Below are 23419 nucleotides of genomic sequence, written 5' to 3' on the forward strand. Positions count from 1 at the left end.
CGATATATCACAACTAGACTGGCAAATGTTATTTTTTCAAGGACATAGTGCCAAATAAAAATCCTCCTATAAAGCCGAATATATGAGCGGTCACATTTATATTAGCTGTTATAAATGTCATAATAAAACCAATTGCTGTAATCGTTAAAATGACATCTTTATCTTGACGTGAAAGACTGTTTTTTCGAAACGCAATCATTGCAATATAAAAACCAAACAAACCAAAAATAGCGCCGCTTGCTCCAACATGTACATATGTAAAAGGCTTCAAAATAAACGTGGCTACATTTGCAAGAATTCCACTTAGTAAATATAAACTAATAAATCGTCCCTTTCCTAATTGGCGTTCAAGTACTGGTCCGAATAAGACGAGTGAGAAACTATTAAAAAGCATATGAGGAAAGCTGCCATGAACAAAGATTGGCGTTATGAACCTCCATAATTCACCTTCAGCAATATTTAAATTAATCCCCGCCATTAATTCAAATAATAGATTACCGGGGAAAATTGGGATGTAAAAAAAAAGATATAATAAAATGTGTATAGTGACTAAGCTTACGATGATAGGGTAATAGCGAAAAAACTCACTAATGCTCTCAGTCCTGACGAACATAAAGAACCTCCTTATTAAATATAGCTTTCATCATGAAAGTTTATGGGTAACGGATGGATTTCTTATAAATATCATAACGTTTAGTCATAACAGTTGTACACTACTATGTATGCGAAAAAAGATTAAGCTAGAAGGAAGATGATGAATGATTTTAGGAGTTGGCATTGACATAATTGAAATAAACCGCGTTCGTGATTTAGCGGAACGGCAAAATAAGTTTGTTGACCGTATTTTAACTATGAAGGAAAAACAGACATACAATCGATTATCCAAAAATAGAAAAATTGAGTTTCTTGCTGGCCGGTTTGCTGCAAAGGAAGCATTTTCAAAAGCAGTTGGCACTGGTATAGGAAAAGAATTATCATTTGAACAAATTGAAATTGATTATAATGAAAAGGGCCGCCCTTTTGTAAACAAACCATTTTCGCAAGGGGTGCATCTATCAATTTCTCATAGTCGTGAATATGCAGTGGCTCAAGTAGTAATTGAAAAGATTAATTAGGAACATTTTAGTCTCGTCATAATCCTGAAGGTTGTCTCATATATTTTAATGAATGAGAGAGATAAGGCTAGGTATGAAGGCATTGAAATAAAGACGGAGTAATCTACCGTCGGAGGCGTGCACCCTTGCCCCTCAAAGTTTTTTAGGGCAAAATAGGTGTTTCTCAATGCCGTTAAGCCTATCTTTTCTCTTCTTTTACGTTGAAATGAGACAGAAGGGGATGAAGAAATGAGAAAAAAGTTGTTGCTGCTTGTAGTCGGACTGGCGACTATTATTGCATTGTCTGCATGTGGACAAAAAACAAAAGATGATGTAGTAGAAGAATTGACTAATAATCTTAAACAAATGAAAAGTTACAAGGCAAACGCAAAAATGACATTAGAAATGGGAACAGAATCGCAAGCATATGATATTGAAATATGGCATAAAAATCCATTCTATTATCGTGTTAATTTGAAAAATGCAGAAGAAAAGAAACAGAGTCAAATGATTCTTCGGAATGATGATGGAGTGTTTGTCTTAACACCAGCACTCAATAAAAGCTTTCGATTTCAGAGTGATTGGCCTAAAAACAGCAGTCAAGCGTATTTATATGAATCTTTAGTTGAAGATATTTTACAAGATAAGGATGCAGTATTTACAGTTGAAAAAGATCATTATGTGTTTGAAACGAAAACGAGATATCAAAATAATAAAATGCTTCCTATACAAGAAATTAAACTAAGCAAAAAGAATTTAGCGCCAATCAGTGTTAAAGTAATGGATGCAGATCGCAAAGTTCTTGTTACAGTAGATTTTTCTTCAATAAAGTTCGATTCGACGTTTGATAAAAATGACTTTGACATGAAGAAAAATATGACGGGTGCACAATTAGAAGTACCAGTGATGGCAGATGTAGAGGACAAGGAATTTTCGGTTAAGTATCCAACTGCCGACATTCCGGGCGTTTCCTTGAAGGAAGAAAATGAAATAAAAACTGAGAACGGGAAACGAGTAATACTTACGTACGAGGGAGAAGATAAGGCATTTACACTTGTACAAGAACGAGTACATGCAGTTACAACTGTGTCAGATATTTCGACATCTACATTTATTAAAGGGGAACCAGTAGATTTAGGCTTTACAATTGGAGCAATTACGGAAAATTCGATTATGTGGACTCATAAAGGTGTCGAGTATTTAATTGCCTCTAACGATTTATCAGCTGAAGAAATGGTCATGGTAGCTCGATCTATCCAAGATGAAAATAAAGTAAAATAAAAGTGAAAACAGGCTCAAAATATGTAGGTCGGTTAGATTGAAGGCAAAAGGCTTTCCGAATGGAACAAATTCGGGCACTTTTTGTCTTCAATCTGGGAAAACTCAAAAGAATTTTCTTGGCTCTCGATTTTGTCGGCAGCAGCCTGACGGACTCTCATGTGTTGAGTCTGTTTTTTTAACTTGAAAAAAATACAATTGACAAAATAAACGATGAAGATTCATAATCTATAGAAGGAAAAAACAAGTAAGCGCAACAAAGGAAGTGTCGTTCCTTGGAAGAGCAACTGGATTTTCATCGTGATACTTGGGTTGAAATAGACTTAGATGCGATTGAAGAAAATATTACAATGCTGAAAAAATTTATGAATGATGAAACAGAAATAATTGCAATTGTAAAAGCAAATGGATACGGACATGGAGATGCTCAAGTTGCAAAAACCGCTCTTGAAGCAGGTGCTACACGATTAGCAGTTGCTTTTATGGATGAAGCGTTGTCATTGAGGAACAATAGAATTGAGGCTCCGATTCTTGTATTAGGTGCAAGTCGTCCTAAAGATGCTCATTTGGCTGCAAAATATAATATTACATTAACTGTATTTCAATTAGAATGGCTGCAAGCGGCACAATCTTATTTACACAAAACGGACAAGCTTTTTGTTCATCTGAAAATTGACTCCGGGATGGGACGGATTGGGATACGAAAAAAAGAAGAACTAAATAAAATCGAAGCGTTTCTTAAAAAGGATAACCGTTTTTTGTTTTAGAAGGGGTGTTTTACTCAACTTTGCGACAGCAGATGAATTTGACCCGACTTATTTAAATAGACAATTGAATCGCTTTTTACAATTTGTTCGGGAGTTAAAAGCCAAGCCTCGCTGTATTCACTGCAGCAATAGTGCTGCTACGTTAAGATTTCCGAGACTAAACTTTAATGCCGTCCGATTTGGAATTGCAATGTATGGTTTGTCGCCATCTCAAGAAATGATCAATGAACTGCCTTTTTCATTAAAAGAAGCTTTTTCTTTGCAAACAAAGCTTGTCCATATAAAAAAGGTGAAAAAGGGGGATAAGATCAGCTACGGTGCAACGTACGAGGCAGAGGAAGAGACATGGATTGGAACTCTTCCTATTGGGTATGCAGATGGCTGGATTCGAAAGCTGTCTGGCCAGGAAGTATTAATTGATGGTATTCGTGTTCCGATTGTCGGACGAATTTGTATGGATCAATGCATGATTAAGCTGCCAAATTATTTTCCAGTCGGCACAAATGTGACCTTAATCGGCTCACAAAATAAAGAAACAATTTCAATTAATGAAATAGCCGCAAAGCTCGAAACAATAAACTATGAAATCCCGTGTATGATTTCAAGCAGGGTTCCAAGAATTTATAAGCGAGACGGTCAAATTATCGACATAAGAAATCCTGTTTTATTTCGTTAAAATGTTATTTTAATAAGAAATGAATAAAATCTTCTTTTTTGAGCAGATAATACTGAATAATTGTTAAAATTACCTTTCCATGGGCTGAGGATAATGGTAATATATAAGATGGTAAAGAATAAACGGTGTGTAGTGATGGTGGAGGTGTATGTTTGTGTCTGAATCCAGCACAGCAACAACAGAGATTTTAGTAAAACTACCGCAACATCTGTTATCTGAATTGGACGGTTATGTTAAACAAGAAAATGGGAATCGCAGTGACTTTATTTATCAGGCAACAAAAATGTATTTGCGTGAAAGAAAAAAGAGACAAATTCGCGAAGCCATGAGAAGAGGCTATATGGAAATGGCAAAGATCAATTTAACGATTGCTTCGGAAGCATTTCAGGCAGAATACGAGGCAGAACATACAGTTGAACGTCTAGTAAGCGGAGGGTAATCCTTTGAATATCAAACGTGGAGACGTTTATTTTGCAGACCTATCCCCTGTTGTTGGTTCAGAACAAGGCGGTGTTCGGCCTGTGCTTGTCATTCAAAACGACATTGGGAATCGGTTTAGTCCCACAGTAATTATTGCAGCCATAACTGCTCAAATCCAAAAAGCAAAGCTGCCTACTCATGTTGAAATTGACGCGAAGCGTTACGGTTTTGAACGGGATTCGGTCATTTTATTAGAGCAAATTCGTACAATTGATAAACAACGCTTAACCGATAAGATTACACATCTTGATGATGAAATGATGGAGAAAGTTGATGAAGCATTACAAGTTAGTTTAGGTCTCATCGAGTTTTAAAAGTCTTGATGAATCTTCTTTCCCATGCAATGATTTGCCATTTTTTATTTTTTTAACATGCCAATCCTAAATATGCATCGAAAATCAAATTTGTAGACAAAATTAATATTAGTATCGATTTCTTTCTTCTAACTGATTGAAAACGCTTGTCAGTCAAGGCGCTTAGGACAAGGTGGAAGTGAATAGAACCGACGTTCATGAGCTTACAACGAAGTGCAAGCAACGAAGAATGCGAGCGTTTGACTTACCAGTCCCAGACAGATTGAAAACGCTTGTCAGTCGAGGCGCGTAGGACGAGATGGAAGTGAATAGAACCGACGTTCATGAGCTTACAACGAAGTGCAAGCAACGAAGAATGCGAGCGTTTGTCAATAGTCTGGATAATCGATTAATTATGAAACACACTCTATTAAAGAGTGTGTTTTTCGTTGTTCAATCACACAAGGAAGTTATTAAAAAGTAATAATGAAATAGGAGTGTAACAATATGAAGAACCTTTTACAAATTTAAATTTTCATTACAGAAGCGGAATGAACAAAGAGAGAAAGCGCTTGTATGATAAAATGAGGAAGGAATAATAGTAACATTGGCCTGTAGGCAAAGTGAACATTAAAGCAATAGTCCTCATACTGCCGGGGACCCGGTGTTTATGTCAACGAAAATATGAGTATTTGTCAACAGCCAGTCACTTTATTCTTTACTATAGTGAACGAAAAAACGAGGGATTAATTGAATGAAAATCAAATCCTGTATTAAGATCATGAATGAATGGGATATCATTACAGCCCGTCAAAAGGGGCGTGATGTTGCAAAAGGGATCGGATTTACTACGGTTGAGCAGGCGCGTATAGCGACTGCAATTAGTGAATTAGCAAGAAATATTTTTTTATATGCGGGACAAGGACAAATATGTATAGAAAAGGTCGATGTTAGCGGAAAAGTAGGTTTGCGCATCATTGCCGCTGATAGAGGGCCTGGAATAAATAATTTAAAACAAATTATGGGTGATGATTTATCGATATCAGGTGGTTTAGGAGCTGGACTGCCGGGTGTTAAACGTCTAATGGATGAATTTAATATCGAAACATCATCTGAAGAAGGAACAAAAATATATTTAATTAAATGGCTCCGTTAGGAGGAAATGAAGAATGGATTTCCGTAATACGATGGAGTTGAAGTATCGTGATATTCTAGCAAAATACATAAATGAACAAACGGAACAAGCTCTTTATAAAGGGCAGAAATTTAGTCGAAAATCGATTGAACATAACATTTCCCCAGAAGAAATAATTAGTCTTCATAAAAATGTTCTTTTAAAATTATATCCTGATTTGCCGCAAGAAGTACTACATTCACTTGATTTTCTACTAGAAATCATGGTTTGGTACGGGATGGCATATCAAGAACATAAAACGTTGCGTCATCAGCAGCAAGAAATGAAAACAGAGATGGAAATTGCCGCTAACGTTCAACAAACACTTCTCGAAACGAAAATACCCCAAATTGATTGTTTAGATATAGGGGCGCTTAGTGTTCCAGCAAAACATGTTAGTGGCGATTACCACCATTTTGTTTACGACGATAATAATTGTGTAAGTGTGGCGATTGCAGATGTAATTGGAAAAGGAATTCCAGCCGCCTTATGTATGTCTATGATTAAATATGCAATGGACAGCTTGCCTGAAAATCGTAAAAAGCCTAACGCTGTTTTAGAAAACTTAAATCGTGTTGTCGAACAAAATGTTGACCCTAGTATGTTTGTTACGATGTTTTACGGTATATATAATATAGAAAAAAATACGTTCGTTTATGCTTCTGCTGGGCATGAACCGGGTTTTTATTATGACGCGAAAAAAGATAAATTTCTGGAATTACAAACTAAGGGCTTGCTATTAGGAGTTGAAAAAAGAACGAAATACGTTCAATTCGAAAAAAAAATAAATAAAGACGATATGATTATTTTAATGTCTGATGGAGTGACAGAATGTCGTACCAATGAAGGATTTATTCAAAAAAAGTTATTAATCGACTTAAAAAAAAAGTTTCAACATTTAAGTGCTCAAAAAATAGTTTCGAATATTTATAAAGAGTTTGAGCATCTCCAAGATTTTAAATTAAAAGATGACTTTACTTTGATTATCTTAAAAAGAAAAGTTTAGTCTTCCAAAAATAGGGTAAAAGGTAACAGGCAAATCGATATAAAAGAGGTGAGTAAAGATGGATTTAACAATAAATATTAATAGAAATAATGAGAAAAATGTAACGGCGTTTTTAAATGGAGAAATTGATGCTTACACTTCAACAAAGCTTCGAGATGCCCTCTTTCCTCTAGCAAAAAACAAAGGTGTTAACATCACAATCGATCTTTCTGGGGTTTCATACATGGATAGCACCGGGCTGGGCATTTTTGTCGGGTTATTTAAATATATGCGTACTCATAATGGAGAATTTCAGCTTATCGGTCTTTCTGAGCGGTTAGTGAGGCTATTTGAAATTACAGGGCTTGCAAATATTATGAAGATAAACAGTAAAATAGAGGGTGAAATCCAATGAAAAAAAAGATCGATTATGTTGAAATAAAAATACCTGCAAAACCTGAATTTGTTGGAGTCATCCGATTAACGCTTTCCGGTATTGCAAGCAGAATCGGTTTTTCGTATGAGGAAATCGAGGATATAAAAATAGCAGCGAGTGAAGCATGTACAAATGCAGTACAACATGCCTACAAACCGAACGAACAAGGGGAAATTATCGTAAGTGTCGGTTTATACAAAAATCGGATTGAAGTAATCGTATCTGATAACGGGAAAAACTTTAATCTGGTAAATAACGGGAAAAAAATAGGTCCTTATTCTTCGGAAGAATCGATCGAATTTTTGCGTGAAGGAGGATTAGGTCTTTACCTTATCGAAACGTTAATGGACGAAGTAGAAATTCGTCAAGGAAATGGAGTATCGGTATATATGGTAAAGTATCTCGACGGAGAGCAGGTGGAGAGGAATGCCAATGCCCAAAGAATCTCAACCTAACAAAGTAATAAAGAAACACGATACGTATCAATTAATCAAAAAGTATCAAAATAATCAAGATGAAGAAGCACAAAAAAAGCTTGTCCTTCAATATGAGAATTTAGTTGAAATGATTTCACGAAAATACTCAGCCGGTAAATCGTTTCATGAGGATGTTTACCAAGTAGGGATGATCGGGCTGTTAGGTGCTATACGTCGTTATGACGAATCTTTTGGAAAGAGCTTTGAAGCTTTTGCTATTCCAACAATAGTTGGGGAAATAAAACGCTTTTTACGAGATAAGACATGGAGTGTTCATGTACCACGGAAAGTTAAAGAGCTGGGACCGAAAATAAAGTATACCGTTGAAGAATTGACAATCAAACTTCAACGCTCACCGAAAATAGCTGAAATAGCAGATACGTTAAAGGTTTCAGAAGAAGATGTGCTTGAAGTAATGGAAATGGGGAAAAATTATCATGCCTTATCTGTCGATCGTGCAATTGAGGCAGATATAGATGGAGGAACCGTCACATTATTAGACATTATTGGAATTGTTGATAAAGGCTTTGAGAAGGTAAATCAAAGATTAGTGCTTGAAAGAATTTTGCATGTTTTAAATGAACGGGAAAAGAAAGTAATTCAGTATACGTATTTAGAAAATATGAGTCAGAAACAAGCAGGTGACAAATTAGGGATATCGCAAATGCATGTTTCTCGCCTTCAGAGAAGGGCAATAAAAAAGCTTCAAGAAGCGATTCATTCTGATAAAATCATTCATAGTATATGAAATTAAAGCAAAGACATTGTTTAAAAAGAATGATGATTCTACATACTTATTAGATCAGCTCAATCTTTTTTACTTACTATATGATTTAGCAGTAGGCAAACATAGCCAGATTATATTTTTTCCTATTATTAACGGAGTGGAACAATAATATAGTTCAAAGTATAACGGTGGTAACCTGCTCTATTTTAGAGAAGGTTTCTTTGTGTTAAGTTATGTTTAATTATTGGCTTATTCCCTATATCGCCGGAAGAACCTTTTCGGCATAGCTGAAAACGACGAAATAATAAATTGTGGAAAAATTATTAAACCTTGAATGATGCATGGGAGATGAAGTGTTTGGAACAAACAGCTAATCAACACGAAAAACTAATCAATGAAGTAGCTTCACAGCTAACAATAAGCGTAAAATCAGTTCGCAATGTCATATCACTTTTAAATGATGGTAATACAGTGCCATTTATAGCTCGGTATCGAAAGGAAGCAACTGGTTCATTAGATGAAGTGCAAATTCGAGATATTATGGAGAAATGGAATTACTTGCAAAACTTAGAAAAGCGAAAAGAAGAAGTCATTCGTTTAATAGAAGAGCAAGGAAAGCTAACTGATGAACTAAAAGCTCAAATTAATAAAGTTACAAAATTGCAAGAAGTAGAGGATTTATATCGGCCATATAAGCAAAAACGCCGTACAAAAGCAACAGTAGCAAAAGAAAAAGGGCTCGAGCCGTTAGCACAATGGTTGATGACTTTTCCAACGGAAGGAATGGTAGAGTCAAAAGCAGCTCAGTTTGTATGTGAAGAGAAGGAAGTATTAACAGCTCAAGATGCGTTAAATGGTGCAAAGGATATTATTGCTGAATGGTTGAGTGATGATGCACAAATTCGTCAGTGGATTAGAGCGGAAACATTTAAACACGCTATGATCGAATCAACAGTTAAAGATAAAGATAAAGACGAGAAAAAAGTTTATGAAATGTACTATGAATATGAAGAGCCAGTAAAAAAAATCGTTCCACATCGAGTTTTAGCATTAAATCGCGGCGAAAAAGAAGAGATTTTACGTGTTGTCGTTAAACCGGATGTAGAAAAAATTACATCGTACCTATGTGTACAATGGATCAAATCGCCTGCCTCTATAACTAGCGACATAGTTCGTGAAGCAATTGAAGACGGTTATAAACGGCTTATTCAACCATCAATTGAAAGAGAGATTCGCAATGAGTTAACTGAAAAGGCTGAAGATCAAGCGATTCATATTTTTTCCGAGAATTTACGGAACTTATTATTGCAGCCGCCATTAAAAGGGAAAGTTGTACTCGGAGTGGATCCCGCTTATCGGACAGGCTGTAAGCTTGCTGTGGTAAATGAGACTGGAAAGGTATTGAAGATTGATGTCATTTATCCACATCCACCAAAAGCAAAACCGCAAGAAGCTAAGGAAAAACTGTTACACATTTTAACAAATAATGAGATCGAACTTATTGCTATTGGAAATGGTACGGCTTCTCGAGAAACTGAGCAATTTATAGCTGAAACATTAAAAGAAATAAATAAAGACATTTCTTATTTAATTGTGAATGAGGCTGGAGCTAGTGTATATTCTGCTTCAGCGTTAGCAAGAGAAGAGTTTCCTGACTTACAAGTAGAAGAACGAAGTGCTGTTTCAATTGCAAGGCGAGTTCAAGACCCTTTAGCAGAACTTGTTAAAATTGATCCGAAGTCCGTTGGTGTTGGTCAGTATCAGCATGACGTTTCGCAAAAAAAGCTTACTGAATCGTTAACGTTTGTAGTTGAAACAGCAGTGAATCAAGTAGGGGTAAATGTAAATACATCATCCGCATCCTTATTGCAGTACGTAGCAGGTTTATCAAAAACCGTTGCAAATAATATCGTGAAACAGAGAGAAGAGACGGGAAAATTTACAAATCGTAAGCAACTAAAGAAAATACCTCGGCTTGGTATTAAAACATATGAACAGGCAATTGGCTTTTTAAGAATAGTTGATGGGACGGAACCTCTTGATAGAACAGGAATTCATCCTGAAAATTATGAAAATGTGAAAAAGCTGCTTGCAAAATTTAATGCAGAGACATCGGATCTTGGTTCAGAAAAGTTAAAAACGGAGTTAAAATCAATTGATTTAAAGTCAACTGCAACTGAATTAGGGATAGGTGAATTAACATTAAAAGATATTATAGAAGCATTAATTAGACCAGAAAGGGACCCGCGGGATGATTTACCGCAGCCGTTGTTAAAAAAAGATATTCTTCAGTTAGAAGATTTAAAACAAGGAATGGAGCTAGAAGGTACAGTTCGAAATGTAGTTGATTTTGGAGCGTTCATAGATATCGGAGTGAAGCAAGATGGACTCGTGCATATTTCTAAACTTAGCAACAAGTATGTTAAGCATCCGTTAGATGTTGTCTCGGTTGGAGATGTAGTCACGGTTTGGGTCGATTCAGTAGACATACAAAAAGGAAGAGTTGCTTTAACGATGTTCTCACCATACAAATAATTTAAAGCAGTTAGGCTGTCGGAACATTGACAGCCACTTGTTTTTTAAGACTTCTCCTTGGTTTTCAGGAGCAGTGCTTTTTTCTGTAAAAATACCAGCACTGATTTAACAGCTTAATTTGATAACGGTCTTTTTCAAAGAATGCTCTTTTCATTTGGTTTTGAAACCAATTAGGCATAAATAAACGCCTCCTAAACATAATCTTCGAAATGTATTTCTAGTGTATGCTTTAGAAGGTTGTCAAGTTCACCTTAAAATTCAAGGTGGTGTAAAATGAAGAATGAAGATTTGCAAAAATTAGTTGAAAAAATTTCATTGCAATATTTTCAGCAGTCGTTTCATCATCAAGCTTATTTTAATAAAAGATTGCGAACGACTGGCGGACGATATTTGCTTAATTCTCATCATATAGAAATTAATAAAAAATATTACGATCAATTAGGTGAAAAGGAATTGATCGGCATTATTAAGCATGAGCTTTGCCATTATCACCTCCACATTGCAGGAAAAGGATATCGTCATAAAGATAAAGATTTTAAAGAATTAATGGCCAAAGTAAATGCACCTCGCTTTTGTTCTGTTCTTCCTGAAGCTTTGGAGAAGCGCAAAACAAAATCTTTAACATATGTATGTACAAGCTGCAACTATGTATATAAAAGACAACGAAAGGTTAACACTAAGCGTTACGTCTGTGGTAAGTGCAAAGGGACTTTGCAAATTTTGTAGAAGAACGTATTTTTGATTAATAAAATTTATCTATGGACAATTTTACTTATTGACTTTTGTTTATCACCTCTATATAATTGGAAGAGTCGAGAAGAGAATCGACTCTTTTTTGACAAGTTACTTTCCAAAAAAGAATGCCATTATACATCTCAGAATACTTCTATTATTCCGCAGTAGCTCAGTGGTAGAGCATTCGGCTGTTAACCGAACGGTCGTAGGTTCGAATCCTACCTGCGGAGCCATATCTGGGGAAGTACTCAAGAGGCTGAAGAGGCGCCCCTGCTAAGGGCGTAGGTCGTGCAAACGGCGCGAGGGTTCAAATCCCTCCTTCTCCGTTTAGTCGCTTTTATTACGGCCCGTTGGTCAAGCGGTTAAGACACCGCCCTTTCACGGCGGTAACATGGGTTCGAATCCCGTACGGGTCATTAAATATAGTGGGAAGTGAGTGTTTTACTCATTTCCCATTCTTTAACGAGAAAGCTTTTTAGAACATATTGTGATTGGGCTATAGCCAAGCGGTAAGGCAACGGACTTTGACTCCGTCATGCGTTGGTTCGAATCCAGCTAGCCCAGCCATTTTTTGTGCGGATGTGGCGGAATTGGCAGACGCACCAGACTTAGGATCTGGCGCCGTGAGGCGTGGGGGTTCGACTCCCTTCATCCGCACCAAAAAAAATCTTGCTTTAATTCGGAAAATGAGTTATTATAGAGTATGTCGCTATGCGGTCGTGGCGGAATGGCAGACGCGCTAGGTTGAGGGCCTAGTGGGGGCGACCCCGTGGAGGTTCAAGTCCTCTCGACCGCATCATCAAAAATTAACCTTGACAAACAATTTTAAATTTGATATAATAAAGAGGTTGCTTCAATTTAATATGCGCCCGTAGCTCAATTGGATAGAGCGTCTGACTACGGATCAGAAGGTTATGGGTTCGACTCCTTTCGGGCGCGCCATGTTAGTCACGGGAAGTAGCTCAGCTTGGTAGAGCACATGGTTTGGGACCATGGGGTCGCAGGTTCGAATCCTGTCTTCCCGACCAATTCAATCAATATTTTAATATGTTTATATGCGGGTGTAGTTTAGTGGTAAAACCTCAGCCTTCCAAGCTGATGTCGTGGGTTCGATTCCCATCACCCGCTCCAATATCATTGCTCTTTGAAAACTAAACAAACAAACGTCAACAACAATTTAAACAATTTAAAGTGGAGGCAACTAACTATTCGTTAGAAGCTGACACTTGCCAACGTTATTTTTTTTTTATTATGAGCGAATCAACGCTCCAAGTTTATTGGAGAGTTTGATCCTGGCTCAGGACGAACGCTGGCGGCGTGCCTAATACATGCAAGTCGAGCGAACTGATCAAAAGCTTGCTTTTGAACGGTTAGCGGCGGACGGGTGAGTAACACGTGGGCAACCTGCCTGTAAGACAGGGATAACTTCGGGAAACCGGGGCTAATACCTGATAACCCTTCTCTTCGCATGGAGAGGAGTTAAAAGATGGCTTCGGCTATCACTTACAGATGGGCCCGCGGCGCATTAGCTAGTTGGTGAGGTAAAGGCTCACCAAGGCGACGATGCGTAGCCGACCTGAGAGGGTGATCGGCCACACTGGGACTGAGACACGGCCCAGACTCCTACGGGAGGCAGCAGTAGGGAATCTTCCGCAATGGACGCAAGTCTGACGGAGCAACGCCGCGTGAGCGAAGAAGGTCTTCGGATCGTAAAGCTCTGTTATTAGGGAAGAACAAGTACCGTTTGAATAAGGCGGTACCTTGACGGTACCTAACGAGAAAGCCACGGCTAACTACGTGCCAGCAGCCGCGGTAATACGTAGGTGGCAAGCGTTGTCCGGAATTATTGGGCGTAAAGCGCGCGCAGGCGGTCCTTTAAGTCTGATGTGAAAGCCCACGGCTCAACCGTGGAGGGTCATTGGAAACTGGGGGACTTGGGACTTGAGTACAGAAGAGGAGAGTGGAATTCCACGTGTAGCGGTGAAATGCGTAGAGATGTGGAGGAACACCAGTGGCGAAGGCGGCTCTCTGGTCTGTAACTGACGCTGAGGCGCGAAAGCGTGGGTAGCGAACAGGATTAGATACCCTGGTAGTCCACGCCGTAAACGATGAGTGCTAAGTGTTAGAGGGTTTCCGCCCTTTAGTGCTGCAGCAAACGCATTAAGCACTCCGCCTGGGGAGTACGGCCGCAAGGCTGAAACTCAAAGGAATTGACGGGGGCCCGCACAAGCGGTGGAGCATGTGGTTTAATTCGAAGCAACGCGAAGAACCTTACCAGGTCTTGACATCCTCTGCCACTCCTAGAGATAGGACGTTCCCCTTCGGGGGACAGAGTGACAGGTGGTGCATGGTTGTCGTCAGCTCGTGTCGTGAGATGTTGGGTTAAGTCCCGCAACGAGCGCAACCCTTGATCTTAGTTGCCAGCCTTTAGTTGGGCACTCTAAGGTGACTGCCGGTGACAAACCGGAGGAAGGTGGGGATGACGTCAAATCATCATGCCCCTTATGACCTGGGCTACACACGTGCTACAATGGATGGTACAAAGGGCAGCGAAACCGCGAGGTCGAGCCAATCCCATAAAACCATTCTCAGTTCGGATTGCAGGCTGCAACTCGCCTGCATGAAGCCGGAATCGCTAGTAATCGCGGATCAGCATGCCGCGGTGAATACGTTCCCGGGCCTTGTACACACCGCCCGTCACACCACGAGAGTTTGTAACACCCGAAGTCGGTGAGGTAACCTTTTGGAGCCAGCCGCCGAAGGTGGGACAGATGATTGGGGTGAAGTCGTAACAAGGTAGCCGTATCGGAAGGTGCGGCTGGATCACCTCCTTTCTAAGGAATCATTAAAGGTTGATCGTTTGTTTGTTTAGTTTTGAGAGAGCAATCTCTCAAATATTGTTCTTTGAAAACTAGATAATAAATGAAGAAGGCAAAAGAAAGAAACCGAGTATCACCAAAGATATCTCTTAAAAAAAAGGAAAAGAGAAGCAAGTAGTTCTAGGAAGTAAATGAACGACAACCGGAGCGTACAAAAGTACGTGAGGATTGGAGTGAATGCAACTGACAACGAAATACGTAGCTTATCTTTTACCGAAAAAAGACAATTTAGAAGCGAGTTATTCAAGGAAACAAGTGATCGAACACCGGAGCGTACAAAACGTACGTGAGGATGTGAGAGAGCGCAGTTGACGCGGAAAAACGAAGCTTATCAATTGTCGTAAGGTTAAGTTAGAAAGGGCGCACGGTGAATGCCTTGGCACTAGGAGCCGATGAAGGACGGTACTAACACCGATATGCTTCGGGGAGCTGTAAGTAAGCTTTGATCCGGAGATTTCCGAATGGGGAAACCCCCTATCCGTCATGGGATAGGATCATAACCTGAATCCATAGGGTTATGAAGGCAGACCCGGGGAACTGAAACATCTTAGTACCCGGAGGAAGAGAAAGCAAAAGCGATTCCCTAAGTAGCGGCGAGCGAAAAGGAAGGGAACAGCCCAAACCAGAGGCTTGCCTCTTGGGGTTGTAGGACACTCAACATGGAGTTACAAAGGAACGAGGTAGATGAAGCGGTCTGGAAAGGCCCGTCAGAGAAGGTAACAACCCTGTAGTTGAAACTTCGTTCCCTCCTGAGTGGATCCTGAGTACGGCGGGACACGTGAAATCCCGTCGGAATCTGGGAGGACCATCTCCCAAGGCTAAATACTCCCTAGTGACCGATAGTGAACCAGTACCGTGAGGGAAAGGTGAAAAGCACCCCGGGAGGGGAGTGAAAGAGAACCTGAAACCGTGTGCTTACAAGTAGTCAGAGCCCATTCATGGGTGATGGCGTGCCTTTTGTAGAATGAACCGGCGAGTTACGATTTCATGCAAGGTTAAGTTTAAAGACGGAGCCGCAGCGAAAGCGAGTCTGAATAGGGCGAAAGAGTATGAGGTCGTAGACCCGAAACCAGGTGATCTACCCATGTCCAGGGTGAAGTCCAGGTTAACACTGGATGGAGGCCCGAACCCACGTACGTTGAAAAGTGCGGGGATGAGGTGTGGGTAGGGGTGAAATGCCAATCGAACTTGGAGATAGCTGGTTCTCTCCGAAATAGCTTTAGGGCTAGCCTCAAGTGTAAGAGTCTTGGAGGTAGAGCACTGTTTGGACTAGGGGCCCTCATCGGGTTACCGAATTCAGACAAACTCCGAATGCCAAAGACTTATCCTTGGGAGTCAGACTGCGAGTGATAAGATCCGTAGTCGAGAGGGAAACAGCCCAGACCACCAGCTAAGGTCCCAAAGTATACGTTAAGTGGAAAAGGATGTGGAGTTGCTTAGACAACCAGGATGTTGGCTTAGAAGCAGCCACCATTCAAAGAGTGCGTAATAGCTCACTGGTCGAGTGACTCTGCGCCGAAAATGTACCGGGGCTAAACGTATCACCGAAGCTGTGGATTGACACCGTAGGTGTCAGTGGTAGGAGAGCGTTCTAAGTGCGTTGAAGCTAGATCGTGAGGACTGGTGGAGCGCTTAGAAGTGAGAATGCCGGTATGAGTAGCGAAAGAAGGGTGAGAATCCCTTCCACCGAATGCCTAAGGTTTCCTGAGGAAGGCTCGTCCGCTCAGGGTTAGTCGGGACCTAAGCCGAGGCCGAAAGGCGTAGGCGATGGACAACAGGTTGATATTCCTGTACCACCTTATCGCCGTTTGAGCAATGGGGGGACGCAGGAGGATAGGGTAAGCGTACAATTGGATGTACGTCTAAGCAGTTAGGCTGGTAATGAGGCAAATCCCATTACCGTAAGGCTGAGCTGTGACAGCGAGGAAAATTATTTTCCGGAGTTCCTGATTCCACACTGCCAAGAAAATCCTCTAGCGAGGAATAAGGTGCCCGTACCGCAAACCGACACAGGTAGGCGAGGAGAGAATCCTAAGGTGATCGAGAGAACTCTCGTTAAGGAACTCGGCAAAATGACCCCGTAACTTCGGGAGAAGGGGTGCTCTGATAGGGTGCAAGCCCGAGAGAGCCGCAGTGAATAGGCCCAGGCGACTGTTTAGCAAAAACACAGGTCTCTGCGAAGCCGCAAGGCGAAGTATAGGGGCTGACGCCTGCCCGGTGCTGGAAGGTTAAGGGGAGCGCTTAAGCAATCGCTGAAGGTGTGAACCGAAGCCCCAGTAAACGGCGGCCGTAACTATAACGGTCCTAAGGTAGCGAAATTCCTTGTCGGGTAAGTTCCGACCCGCACGAAAGGCGCAACGATCTGGGCACTGTCTCAACGAGAGACTCGGTGAAATTATAGTACCTGTGAAGATGCAGGTTACCCGCGACAGGACGGAAAGACCCCGTGGAGCTTTACTGTAGCCTGATATTGAATTTTGGTGCAGCTTGTACAGAATAGGTAGGAGCCGTGGAAACGTGAGCGCTAGCTTACGTGGAGGCGTCGGTGGGATACTACCCTTGTTGTACTGAAATTCTAACCTGCGCCCCTTATCGGGGTGGGAGACAGTGTCAGGCAGGCAGTTTGACTGGGGCGGTCGCCTCCTAAAAGGTAACGGAGGCGCCCAAAGGTTCCCTCAGAATGGTTGGAAATCATTCGCAGAGTGTAAAGGCACAAGGGAGCTTGACTGCGAGACTTACAAGTCGAGCAGGGACGAAAGTCGGGCTTAGTGATCCGGTGGTTCCGCATGGAAGGGCCATCGCTCAACGGATAAAAGCTACCCCGGGGATAACAGGCTTATCTCCCCCAAGAGTCCACATCGACGGGGAGGTTTGGCACCTCGATGTCGGCTCATCGCATCCTGGGGCTGTAGTCGGTCCCAAGGGTTGGGCTGTTCGCCCATTAAAGCGGTACGCGAGCTGGGTTCAGAACGTCGTGAGACAGTTCGGTCCCTATCCGTCGTGGGCGTAGGAAATTTGAGAGGAGCTGTCCTTAGTACGAGAGGACCGGGATGGACGCACCGCTGGTGTACCAGTTGTCTTGCCAAAGGCATAGCTGGGTAGCTACGTGCGGAAGGGATAAGTGCTGAAAGCATCTAAGCATGAAGCCCCCCTCAAGATGAGATTTCCCATTTGAGCTCCCTGAAAGATGATCAGGTTGATAGGTCTGAGGTGGAAGCGTGGCGACACGTGAAGCTGACAGATACTAATCGAGCGAGCACTTAACCAAATAAACATGATACTTTCTTTCTTACTTCTTCACATTATCTAGTTTTGAGAGAACAATTGTCTGGTGGCGATGGCGAGAAGGTCACACCCGTTCCCATTCCGAACACGGAAGTTAAGCTTCTCAGCGCCGATGGTAATAGGGGGCATCCCCTTGTGAGAGTAGGACGTTGCCAGGCTTTAAATTTTATATTACCGCGGGGTGGAGCAGTCAGGTAGCTCGTCGGGCTCATAACCCGAAGGTCGTAGGTTCAAATCCTATCCCCGCAATTTCTAAAAAATTTGAGAATAATTTGCTGGTCCCGTGGTGTAGCGGTTAACATGCCTGCCTGTCACGCAGGAGATCGCGGGTTCGATTCCCGTCGGGACCGCCATTTAAAAGAAGAGACAATTTGTTTCGTCTTTTTTTTTGCATTATAATAAAATTAATTAAAAAATGAATGATTTTTGCTTATCGAGGAAAAATCATGTAAACTACAATTATATTCTTAGGAAATATCCTAAGGATTCAGACTATTGTCAAACGCTCGTATTCATCGTTGCTTGCACTTCGTTGTTAAGCTACATGATGCCTGTTCCATTCGTATTCTTAGGCGTCTCGACTGACAAGCGTTTTTAATCATTTTGATGGGTTTTTACATATTGTCTATAAGCTCTATCCTTAGGAAATATCCTAAGGTTTTTTTTAAAAGTTGAATATTTCTAAAAATAATTTACGATTGTTAATGGTAAAATAAGGTGAGCTACTATGAAAGAATATGAGAAAAAGTTTTATACTTCAGAAGAAACGATGAAATTTGCCGAGAAGTTTGCACAGCATCTTAAGCCAGGTGATGTGATTGCACTTGAAGGTGATTTAGGGGCTGGAAAAACAACCTTTACTAAGGGCTTGGCTCTAGGACTAGGGGTTAAACGGACAGTAAATAGCCCTACTTTTACTATTATTAAAGAATATAAAGGGAGACTGCCCTTATATCATATGGATGTATATAGGGTTGAAGATTCTTATGAGGATCTTGGATTTGCTGAATATTTTGAAGGTGAAGGTATAACAGTCATTGAGTGGGCCCATTTAATTGATGAACAGCTTCCTGGGGAGCTGTTAACCATTTTTATTTATCACGGTACAGCTGGTGAACGGAGATTAGTATTTGTTCCAAAAGGAGAACGGTATGAGTTATTATGTAAGGAGATTTTTTCATGAAAGTTTTAGCGATTGATACGACTAACTATGTGTTAGGTATTGCAATAGTAGACGAGGTAAAGGTGATCGGAGAGTATATAACGAACTTAAAGAAAAACCACTCTGTTAGAGCAATGCCAGCTATTGACATGCTCATGAGAGAGTGTGATGTTGTACCTTCTGATCTTCATAAAATTGTTGTCGCAAAAGGTCCGGGATCTTATACGGGGGTCAGGATCGGCGTAACCATTGCAAAGACGTTGGCCTGGACTTTAAATATTCCACTTGTCGGAGTTTCTAGTTTGGAAATATTAGCAGCAAGTTCAGGTCGCTATTTTAATGGTTATGTTTCACCATTATTTGATGCTAGAAGAGGTCAAATTTATACCGGACTATATCGTTATGATAAAGGAGAGCTAACCCCTGCTTTAAAAGATATAATTGTTCTTTCTGAATTGTGGGCAGAACAATTAAAGGGCTATTGTGAGCCGATTTTATTTGTCGGCAATGATCTTCATCTGCATCGACAAGCATTTAAAAAAACATTAACAAAACAAGCTGTGTTTGCAGCTGTTACGGAACATAATCCGCGTCCAGGAGAATTAGCCTTTCTTGGGATGAATAAGGAAAGCGAAGAGGTTCATACATTTACTCCAAATTATGTTCGCATGGCCGAAGCTGAAGTAAAATGGTTAAAAAAGAACCGGGCCAACAATTAATTAGTGAAATGAGAAGAAAAGTATGAGTGAAATGAACTTTAGATATATGACTGTAGATGATATTGATAAGGTTTTGCAAATTGAACAGGCTTCTTTTACTTTACCATGGAATCGTGAAGCCTTTTACCATGAAATGGTCCATAATCAATTTGCTGTTTATGTATTACTAGAAGTAGACAAGCATGTTGTCGGGTATTGCGGTTGTTGGATCATTGTAGATGAAGCTCATATTACGAATGTAGCTTTATTACCTGAATATAGAGGGAAAAAGTTAGGAGAAGCGTTAATGAGACAAGTCATGTTAATCGCTCTTCAGAAGGGGGCAAAAACAATGACTTTGGAAGTAAGAGTATCAAATGAGACTGCACAAAATTTGTATAGGAAACTTGGTTTTCAAAACGGTGGAGTTCGAAAAAGCTATTATACAGATAATCGAGAAGATGCACTAGTCATGTGGGTGAATTTATGATGAAAAAAGAGCTATATATTATGGGTGTTGAAACGAGCTGCGATGAAACAGCAGTAGCAATTATTAAAAATGGGCGGCACATTGTTTCAAATATAGTTGCCTCACAAATTGAAAGCCATAAACGCTTTGGAGGGGTTGTTCCAGAAATCGCGTCTCGGCATCATGTTGAACAAGTGACGATTGTTTTTGAGGAAGCGATGAGAGAGGCAGGAATTTCTTATGCCGATTTAGATGCTATTGCGGTAACAGCAGGTCCTGGTTTAGTTGGAGCGTTATTAATTGGTGTGAATGCAGCAAAGGCGATTGCATTTGCTCACGAAATTCCCCTTGTTGGTGTCCATCATATAGCTGGGCATATTTATGCGAATCGTTTCGTAAAAGAAATGGAATTTCCTTTACTAGCACTTGTCGTATCTGGCGGTCATACGGAGCTTATTTTTATGAAAGAGCATGGATATTTTGAAGTCATTGGTGAGACGAGGGATGATGCGGCAGGTGAAGCATATGATAAAGTTGCGAGAACGTTGAACCTTCCATATCCTGGCGGTCCGCATATCGATAAGCTTGCTCATGAAGGGACACCGACGATTAAATTACCGCGAGCTTGGCTTGAACAAGGTTCATACGATTTCAGTTTCAGTGGATTAAAATCTGCTGTTATTAACACGCTTCATAACGCAGAACAGCGTGGAGAAAAAATAAACCCGAAAGATCTTGCAGCAAGCTTTCAAGAAAGTGTGATTGATGTCCTTGTCGGAAAAACTGTTGCTGCCGCTAAGGAGTACAATGTAAAACAAGTATTGTTAGCCGGTGGGGTTGCCGCTAATAAAGGACTTCGTGCCGCATTAACTGAAGCGTTTTCCGAGCTGTCAGAAGTTGAATTAATTATTCCACCGTTATCACTTTGTACAGATAATGCAGCTATGATTGCAGCTGCGGGAACCGTTTTATTTGAAAAAGGTCAACGGGCAAATTTTGCTCTCAATGCAAATCCAGGTTTGGATATAACGATTCACAATTAACTTGTGGATAAAGTCTATTTTTTATCTTAAATTGTTGATTATGTGGATAAAACCATATGCTATCTGTGGATAATGTGGAAAAATTCGTGTGAGTCTTTATTAAAAAAGGAATAACTGTGGATATTTTTGTGGATATGTTTTTGCAAAATAAAAACTGGGGGAAAATAACCCCAGTTTTTTTTATTCTGAATTTATTGTTCTGAAAGTGAAGCCCACTCATTCATTAATATTTCTAACTTTTCAGTAGCTTCTTACTTTTCTTTGTTAATCTTAGCTACTTTTTCATGATCATGATAAATGTCAGGATCACATAATAATTGTTCATTTTTTTGAATTGTTTCCTCTAAGGATTCAATGACGATCTCTAACTCTTCTATCCGTCTTTTTCGTTGTCTTTCAAGCCGTTTTATTTCTTTTTGTTGTTCAAAAGAAGACTTTGGCTGTATCAGTTGCTGTTTTGAAGAAAATTCTTGCTCCGCTTCTAATGCTTTTATTTCTAGTTGCTGTTGCTTTTTTTCCAAGTAATAATCATAATCTCCAATATATTCAATCGCTTTATCGTTGTGTAATTCAATCACTTTCGTTGCAATCCGATTGATAAAATAACGATCGTGGGAAACGAATAAAATCGTTCCAGGATATTCAAGCAAGGCATTTTCTAACACTTCTTTACTTTCTAAGTCGAGATGGTTTGTCGGCTCGTCTAAAATAAGAAAGTTTGCCTTTTCCATCATGAGCTTAGCTAAGGCAAGCCTCGCTCTTTCCCCACCGCTTAAAGTGGAAACGGTTTTTAAAACATCATCACCAGAAAAGAGGAAATTACCTAACACTGTTCGAATCTCCTTTTCTGTTTTTATTGGATAATTATCCCATATTTCATTTAACACAAGTTTATTAGACGTTAAATCAGCTAATTCTTGGTCGTAATAACCGATTTTTACATTTGAACCTATTTGAATGTGACCTGCAAGTGAGGGAATTTTATTGACTATCGTTTTTAATAATGTTGATTTGCCAATACCGTTTGGACCAACTAATGAAATACTTTCTCCGCGTGTAATTCGCACCTCAATATTTTCAGTAATCTTTTTTCCGTTGTAGCCAACTGCTAATTCCGTTAGTTTTAAGACTTCGTTTCCACTTTGTTTTTCAATTTCAAACCTGAAAGAGGCTGATTTTTCATCGCCTAGCGGACGATCAAGTACATCAATTCGTTCTAACTGCTTGCGGCGGCTCTGTGCCCGCTTCGTAGTGGAAGCACGGACAATGTTGCGTTGAATAAAATCCTTTAATTTTGAAATTTCCACTTGCTGTTTCTCGTATTGCTTTAATTCCTGTTCATAAATTTCAGCTTTTTGAACTAAATAAGAACTATAATTGCCATTGTATTTTGTTATATGTTTACGAGAAATTTCATAAACTTGATTCACAATTTTATCGAGAAAATATCGGTCATGAGAAACAATTAAAATGGCACCATCGTAATTTTGTAAATAATTTTCAAGCCATGATAATGTTCCAATATCAAGATGATTCGTCGGTTCGTCTAAAATAAGAATATGAGGTTTTGTTAAAAGAAGCTTCCCAAGGGCAAGCCGTGTTTTTTGTCCTCCGCTTAAGCTCGATACTTTTGTAGAATAGTCAAATTTCCCAAAGTTAAGTCCATGAAGAACTGAACGAATATCGGCTTCGTATTGATATCCGCCTCGCTCTTTAAATTGAACTTGCAATAGATCATATTCTTTTAAAACTTGTTCATATTCGGATGATTTGTCTAAATGGGTCATTTTATTTTCTAAAAGGCGAAGCTCTTGTTCTATTTGGATTAATGGTTCAAAAACCGAAAGCATTTCATCCAAAATTGAGCGTGTCGATTCTAGCCCTGTGTTTTGGGCTAAATAACCGATCGTTACATTTTTAGGTTTTATGATTTCCCCGCTATCGTATGAAAGTTGTCCAGCTATTATTTTTAAAAGAGTAGATTTTCCTGAGCCATTTCTGCCAACTAGAGCAATTTTATCTTTAGATTGTATTTCTAACTTTATATTCGATAAAATAAGATCAGCGCCAAAATATTTGCTTACTTGATTTATTTGTAATAATATCATGCTATCTCACCTCTATTACCATAAAAATAGTGTAACGTATTCCTTTCCTAACGGCAAACAGATAACATTGTGAAAAAAGGTACAAAGTTTTACAGACAATAAAATGAAAATAGTGTAAT

Annotated in this window: 18 protein-coding genes, 11 tRNA genes, 3 rRNA genes and 1 pseudogene; 30 read left to right on the plus strand and 3 right to left on the minus strand. The window is 39.9% G+C overall.

Annotated features, from left to right (window positions below; all coding sequences use genetic code 11):
* Positions 1–28 precede the first annotated feature (28 nt).
* Positions 29–613 (minus strand): rhomboid family intramembrane serine protease, encoded by a 585-nt coding sequence (locus tag K6959_RS00205; protein WP_223087311.1) that lies wholly within the window; start codon positions 611–613, stop codon positions 29–31.
* A 145-nt stretch (positions 614–758) separates the two neighbouring features.
* Between K6959_RS00205 and acpS the strand changes: the two genes are divergently transcribed.
* From acpS to K6959_RS00260, 11 genes and pseudogenes are all read left to right on the plus strand, one after another.
* Positions 759–1115 (plus strand): holo-ACP synthase, encoded by a 357-nt coding sequence (gene acpS, locus K6959_RS00210; protein WP_163241421.1) that lies wholly within the window; start codon positions 759–761, stop codon positions 1113–1115.
* A gap of 228 nt (positions 1116–1343) precedes the next feature.
* Complete coding sequence (locus K6959_RS00215; RefSeq protein ID WP_163241419.1) at positions 1344–2375, plus strand: LolA family protein; 1032 nt, start codon at positions 1344–1346, stop codon at positions 2373–2375.
* Positions 2376–2722: 347 nt separating this feature from the next.
* Positions 2723–3815 (plus strand): annotated as a pseudogene (gene alr, locus K6959_RS00220) (alanine racemase).
* A gap of 148 nt (positions 3816–3963) precedes the next feature.
* Positions 3964–4254 carry a CopG family ribbon-helix-helix protein gene (locus K6959_RS00225; RefSeq protein WP_218943924.1) on the plus strand — a complete coding sequence of 97 codons (291 nt, stop codon included), beginning with the start codon at positions 3964–3966 and terminating at the stop codon, positions 4252–4254.
* Positions 4255–4258: 4 nt separating this feature from the next.
* Positions 4259–4609, plus strand: coding sequence for a type II toxin-antitoxin system PemK/MazF family toxin (locus K6959_RS00230; protein ID WP_163241413.1), 351 nt, complete (start codon positions 4259–4261; stop codon positions 4607–4609).
* Between the two features lie 733 nt (positions 4610–5342).
* Entirely contained in the window at positions 5343–5744 is a 402-nt protein-coding gene (locus K6959_RS00235; protein WP_163241411.1) for an anti-sigma regulatory factor, read from the plus strand.
* A 13-nt stretch (positions 5745–5757) separates the two neighbouring features.
* Positions 5758–6768, plus strand: a complete 1011-nt coding sequence (locus K6959_RS00240) for a PP2C family protein-serine/threonine phosphatase (RefSeq protein WP_223087312.1) — start codon at positions 5758–5760, stop codon at positions 6766–6768.
* Between the two features lie 58 nt (positions 6769–6826).
* A complete protein-coding gene (locus K6959_RS00245; RefSeq protein WP_163241407.1) occupies positions 6827–7162 on the plus strand; it encodes an anti-sigma factor antagonist in 336 nt (111 codons plus the stop codon).
* Positions 7159–7638 (plus strand): anti-sigma B factor RsbW, encoded by a 480-nt coding sequence (gene rsbW / locus K6959_RS00250; RefSeq protein ID WP_163241405.1) that lies wholly within the window; start codon positions 7159–7161, stop codon positions 7636–7638. Before K6959_RS00245 ends, rsbW begins: the two co-directional genes overlap by 4 nt.
* The gene (gene sigB / locus K6959_RS00255; RefSeq protein WP_163241403.1) at positions 7616–8407 is read left to right on the plus strand and encodes an RNA polymerase sigma factor SigB; all 792 of its coding nucleotides are present in this window, start codon (positions 7616–7618) and stop codon (positions 8405–8407) included. Before rsbW ends, sigB begins: the two co-directional genes overlap by 23 nt.
* A 336-nt stretch (positions 8408–8743) precedes the next feature.
* Positions 8744–10921: a Tex family protein gene (locus tag K6959_RS00260; protein WP_163241401.1), complete on the plus strand. Its 2178-nt coding sequence runs from the start codon at positions 8744–8746 to the stop codon at positions 10919–10921.
* Between the two features lie 64 nt (positions 10922–10985).
* Here K6959_RS00260 and cmpA read toward each other — a convergent pair whose 3' ends face one another.
* Positions 10986–11099 (minus strand): cortex morphogenetic protein CmpA, encoded by a 114-nt coding sequence (gene cmpA, locus K6959_RS00265; protein ID WP_163241399.1) that lies wholly within the window; start codon positions 11097–11099, stop codon positions 10986–10988.
* A 95-nt stretch (positions 11100–11194) separates the two neighbouring features.
* On the opposite strand from cmpA, the gene K6959_RS00270 reads away from it, so the two are divergent.
* From K6959_RS00270 to tsaD, 19 genes are all read left to right on the plus strand, one after another.
* Positions 11195–11647, plus strand: a complete 453-nt coding sequence (locus K6959_RS00270; RefSeq protein WP_163241397.1) for a SprT family protein — start codon at positions 11195–11197, stop codon at positions 11645–11647.
* A 167-nt stretch (positions 11648–11814) separates the two neighbouring features.
* Positions 11815–11889: transfer RNA gene (locus K6959_RS00275), tRNA-Asn, on the plus strand.
* Between the two features lie 5 nt (positions 11890–11894).
* Positions 11895–11982: transfer RNA gene (locus K6959_RS00280), tRNA-Ser, on the plus strand.
* 18 nt (positions 11983–12000) lie between these two features.
* Positions 12001–12072: transfer RNA gene (locus tag K6959_RS00285), tRNA-Glu, on the plus strand.
* A gap of 76 nt (positions 12073–12148) precedes the next feature.
* Positions 12149–12223 (plus strand) — tRNA-Gln (locus K6959_RS00290).
* An 8-nt stretch (positions 12224–12231) separates the two neighbouring features.
* Positions 12232–12316, plus strand: a tRNA-Leu gene (locus tag K6959_RS00295).
* A gap of 53 nt (positions 12317–12369) precedes the next feature.
* A tRNA-Leu gene (locus K6959_RS00300) sits at positions 12370–12452 on the plus strand.
* Between the two features lie 69 nt (positions 12453–12521).
* A tRNA-Arg gene (locus K6959_RS00305) sits at positions 12522–12598 on the plus strand.
* 9 nt (positions 12599–12607) lie between these two features.
* Positions 12608–12684, plus strand: a tRNA-Pro gene (locus K6959_RS00310).
* Between the two features lie 29 nt (positions 12685–12713).
* A tRNA-Gly gene (locus K6959_RS00315) sits at positions 12714–12787 on the plus strand.
* Between the two features lie 143 nt (positions 12788–12930).
* Positions 12931–14490, plus strand: a 16S ribosomal RNA gene (locus K6959_RS00320).
* A 389-nt stretch (positions 14491–14879) separates the two neighbouring features.
* Positions 14880–17803: ribosomal RNA gene (locus tag K6959_RS00325) — 23S ribosomal RNA — on the plus strand.
* Positions 17804–17862: 59 nt separating this feature from the next.
* Positions 17863–17978, plus strand: a 5S ribosomal RNA gene (gene rrf, locus K6959_RS00330).
* Together the 16S, 23S and 5S rRNA genes with 11 tRNA genes alongside form the textbook arrangement of a ribosomal RNA operon.
* A 17-nt stretch (positions 17979–17995) precedes the next feature.
* Positions 17996–18069: transfer RNA gene (locus K6959_RS00335), tRNA-Met, on the plus strand.
* 28 nt (positions 18070–18097) lie between these two features.
* A tRNA-Asp gene (locus K6959_RS00340) sits at positions 18098–18173 on the plus strand.
* Between the two features lie 374 nt (positions 18174–18547).
* Positions 18548–19003, plus strand: a complete 456-nt coding sequence (gene tsaE, locus K6959_RS00345) for a tRNA (adenosine(37)-N6)-threonylcarbamoyltransferase complex ATPase subunit type 1 TsaE (RefSeq protein ID WP_163243355.1) — start codon at positions 18548–18550, stop codon at positions 19001–19003.
* Positions 19000–19701 carry a tRNA (adenosine(37)-N6)-threonylcarbamoyltransferase complex dimerization subunit type 1 TsaB gene (gene tsaB, locus K6959_RS00350; RefSeq protein ID WP_223087314.1) on the plus strand — a complete coding sequence of 234 codons (702 nt, stop codon included), beginning with the start codon at positions 19000–19002 and terminating at the stop codon, positions 19699–19701. The genes tsaE and tsaB overlap by 4 nt, the downstream gene beginning before the upstream one ends.
* Positions 19702–19723: 22 nt before the next feature.
* On the plus strand, positions 19724–20170 hold the full coding sequence (gene rimI, locus K6959_RS00355) for a ribosomal protein S18-alanine N-acetyltransferase (protein WP_163243353.1): 447 nt from the start codon (positions 19724–19726) through the stop codon (positions 20168–20170).
* The gene (tsaD, locus tag K6959_RS00360; RefSeq protein WP_163243352.1) at positions 20170–21192 is read left to right on the plus strand and encodes a tRNA (adenosine(37)-N6)-threonylcarbamoyltransferase complex transferase subunit TsaD; all 1023 of its coding nucleotides are present in this window, start codon (positions 20170–20172) and stop codon (positions 21190–21192) included. The genes rimI and tsaD overlap by 1 nt, the downstream gene beginning before the upstream one ends.
* A gap of 251 nt (positions 21193–21443) precedes the next feature.
* Here tsaD and K6959_RS00365 read toward each other — a convergent pair whose 3' ends face one another.
* Positions 21444–23300 (minus strand): ABC-F family ATP-binding cassette domain-containing protein, encoded by a 1857-nt coding sequence (locus K6959_RS00365; RefSeq protein WP_223087316.1) that lies wholly within the window; start codon positions 23298–23300, stop codon positions 21444–21446.
* Positions 23301–23419: the final 119 nt, after the last annotated feature.

Source organism: Bacillus aquiflavi (assembly GCF_019915265.1).
Taxonomy (GTDB): domain Bacteria; phylum Bacillota; class Bacilli; order Bacillales; family Cytobacillaceae; genus Bacillus_BT; species Bacillus_BT aquiflavi.

Coding starts and splice junctions, on each gene's coding strand:
- K6959_RS00205 (WP_223087311.1), bottom strand. CDS start 613: ATGTTCGTCAGGACTGAGAGCATTAGTGAGTTTTTTCGCTATTACCCT.
- acpS (WP_163241421.1), top strand. CDS start 759: ATGATTTTAGGAGTTGGCATTGACATAATTGAAATAAACCGCGTTCGT.
- K6959_RS00215 (WP_163241419.1), top strand. CDS start 1,344: ATGAGAAAAAAGTTGTTGCTGCTTGTAGTCGGACTGGCGACTATTATT.
- K6959_RS00225 (WP_218943924.1), top strand. CDS start 3,964: ATGTTTGTGTCTGAATCCAGCACAGCAACAACAGAGATTTTAGTAAAA.
- K6959_RS00235 (WP_163241411.1), top strand. CDS start 5,343: ATGAAAATCAAATCCTGTATTAAGATCATGAATGAATGGGATATCATT.
- K6959_RS00240 (WP_223087312.1), top strand. CDS start 5,758: ATGGATTTCCGTAATACGATGGAGTTGAAGTATCGTGATATTCTAGCA.
- K6959_RS00245 (WP_163241407.1), top strand. CDS start 6,827: ATGGATTTAACAATAAATATTAATAGAAATAATGAGAAAAATGTAACG.
- rsbW (WP_163241405.1), top strand. CDS start 7,159: ATGAAAAAAAAGATCGATTATGTTGAAATAAAAATACCTGCAAAACCT.
- sigB (WP_163241403.1), top strand. CDS start 7,616: ATGCCCAAAGAATCTCAACCTAACAAAGTAATAAAGAAACACGATACG.
- cmpA (WP_163241399.1), bottom strand. CDS start 11,099: ATGCCTAATTGGTTTCAAAACCAAATGAAAAGAGCATTCTTTGAAAAA.
- K6959_RS00270 (WP_163241397.1), top strand. CDS start 11,195: ATGAAGAATGAAGATTTGCAAAAATTAGTTGAAAAAATTTCATTGCAA.
- tsaE (WP_163243355.1), top strand. CDS start 18,548: ATGAAAGAATATGAGAAAAAGTTTTATACTTCAGAAGAAACGATGAAA.
- tsaB (WP_223087314.1), top strand. CDS start 19,000: ATGAAAGTTTTAGCGATTGATACGACTAACTATGTGTTAGGTATTGCA.
- rimI (WP_163243353.1), top strand. CDS start 19,724: ATGAGTGAAATGAACTTTAGATATATGACTGTAGATGATATTGATAAG.
- tsaD (WP_163243352.1), top strand. CDS start 20,170: ATGAAAAAAGAGCTATATATTATGGGTGTTGAAACGAGCTGCGATGAA.
- K6959_RS00365 (WP_223087316.1), bottom strand. CDS start 23,300: ATGATATTATTACAAATAAATCAAGTAAGCAAATATTTTGGCGCTGAT.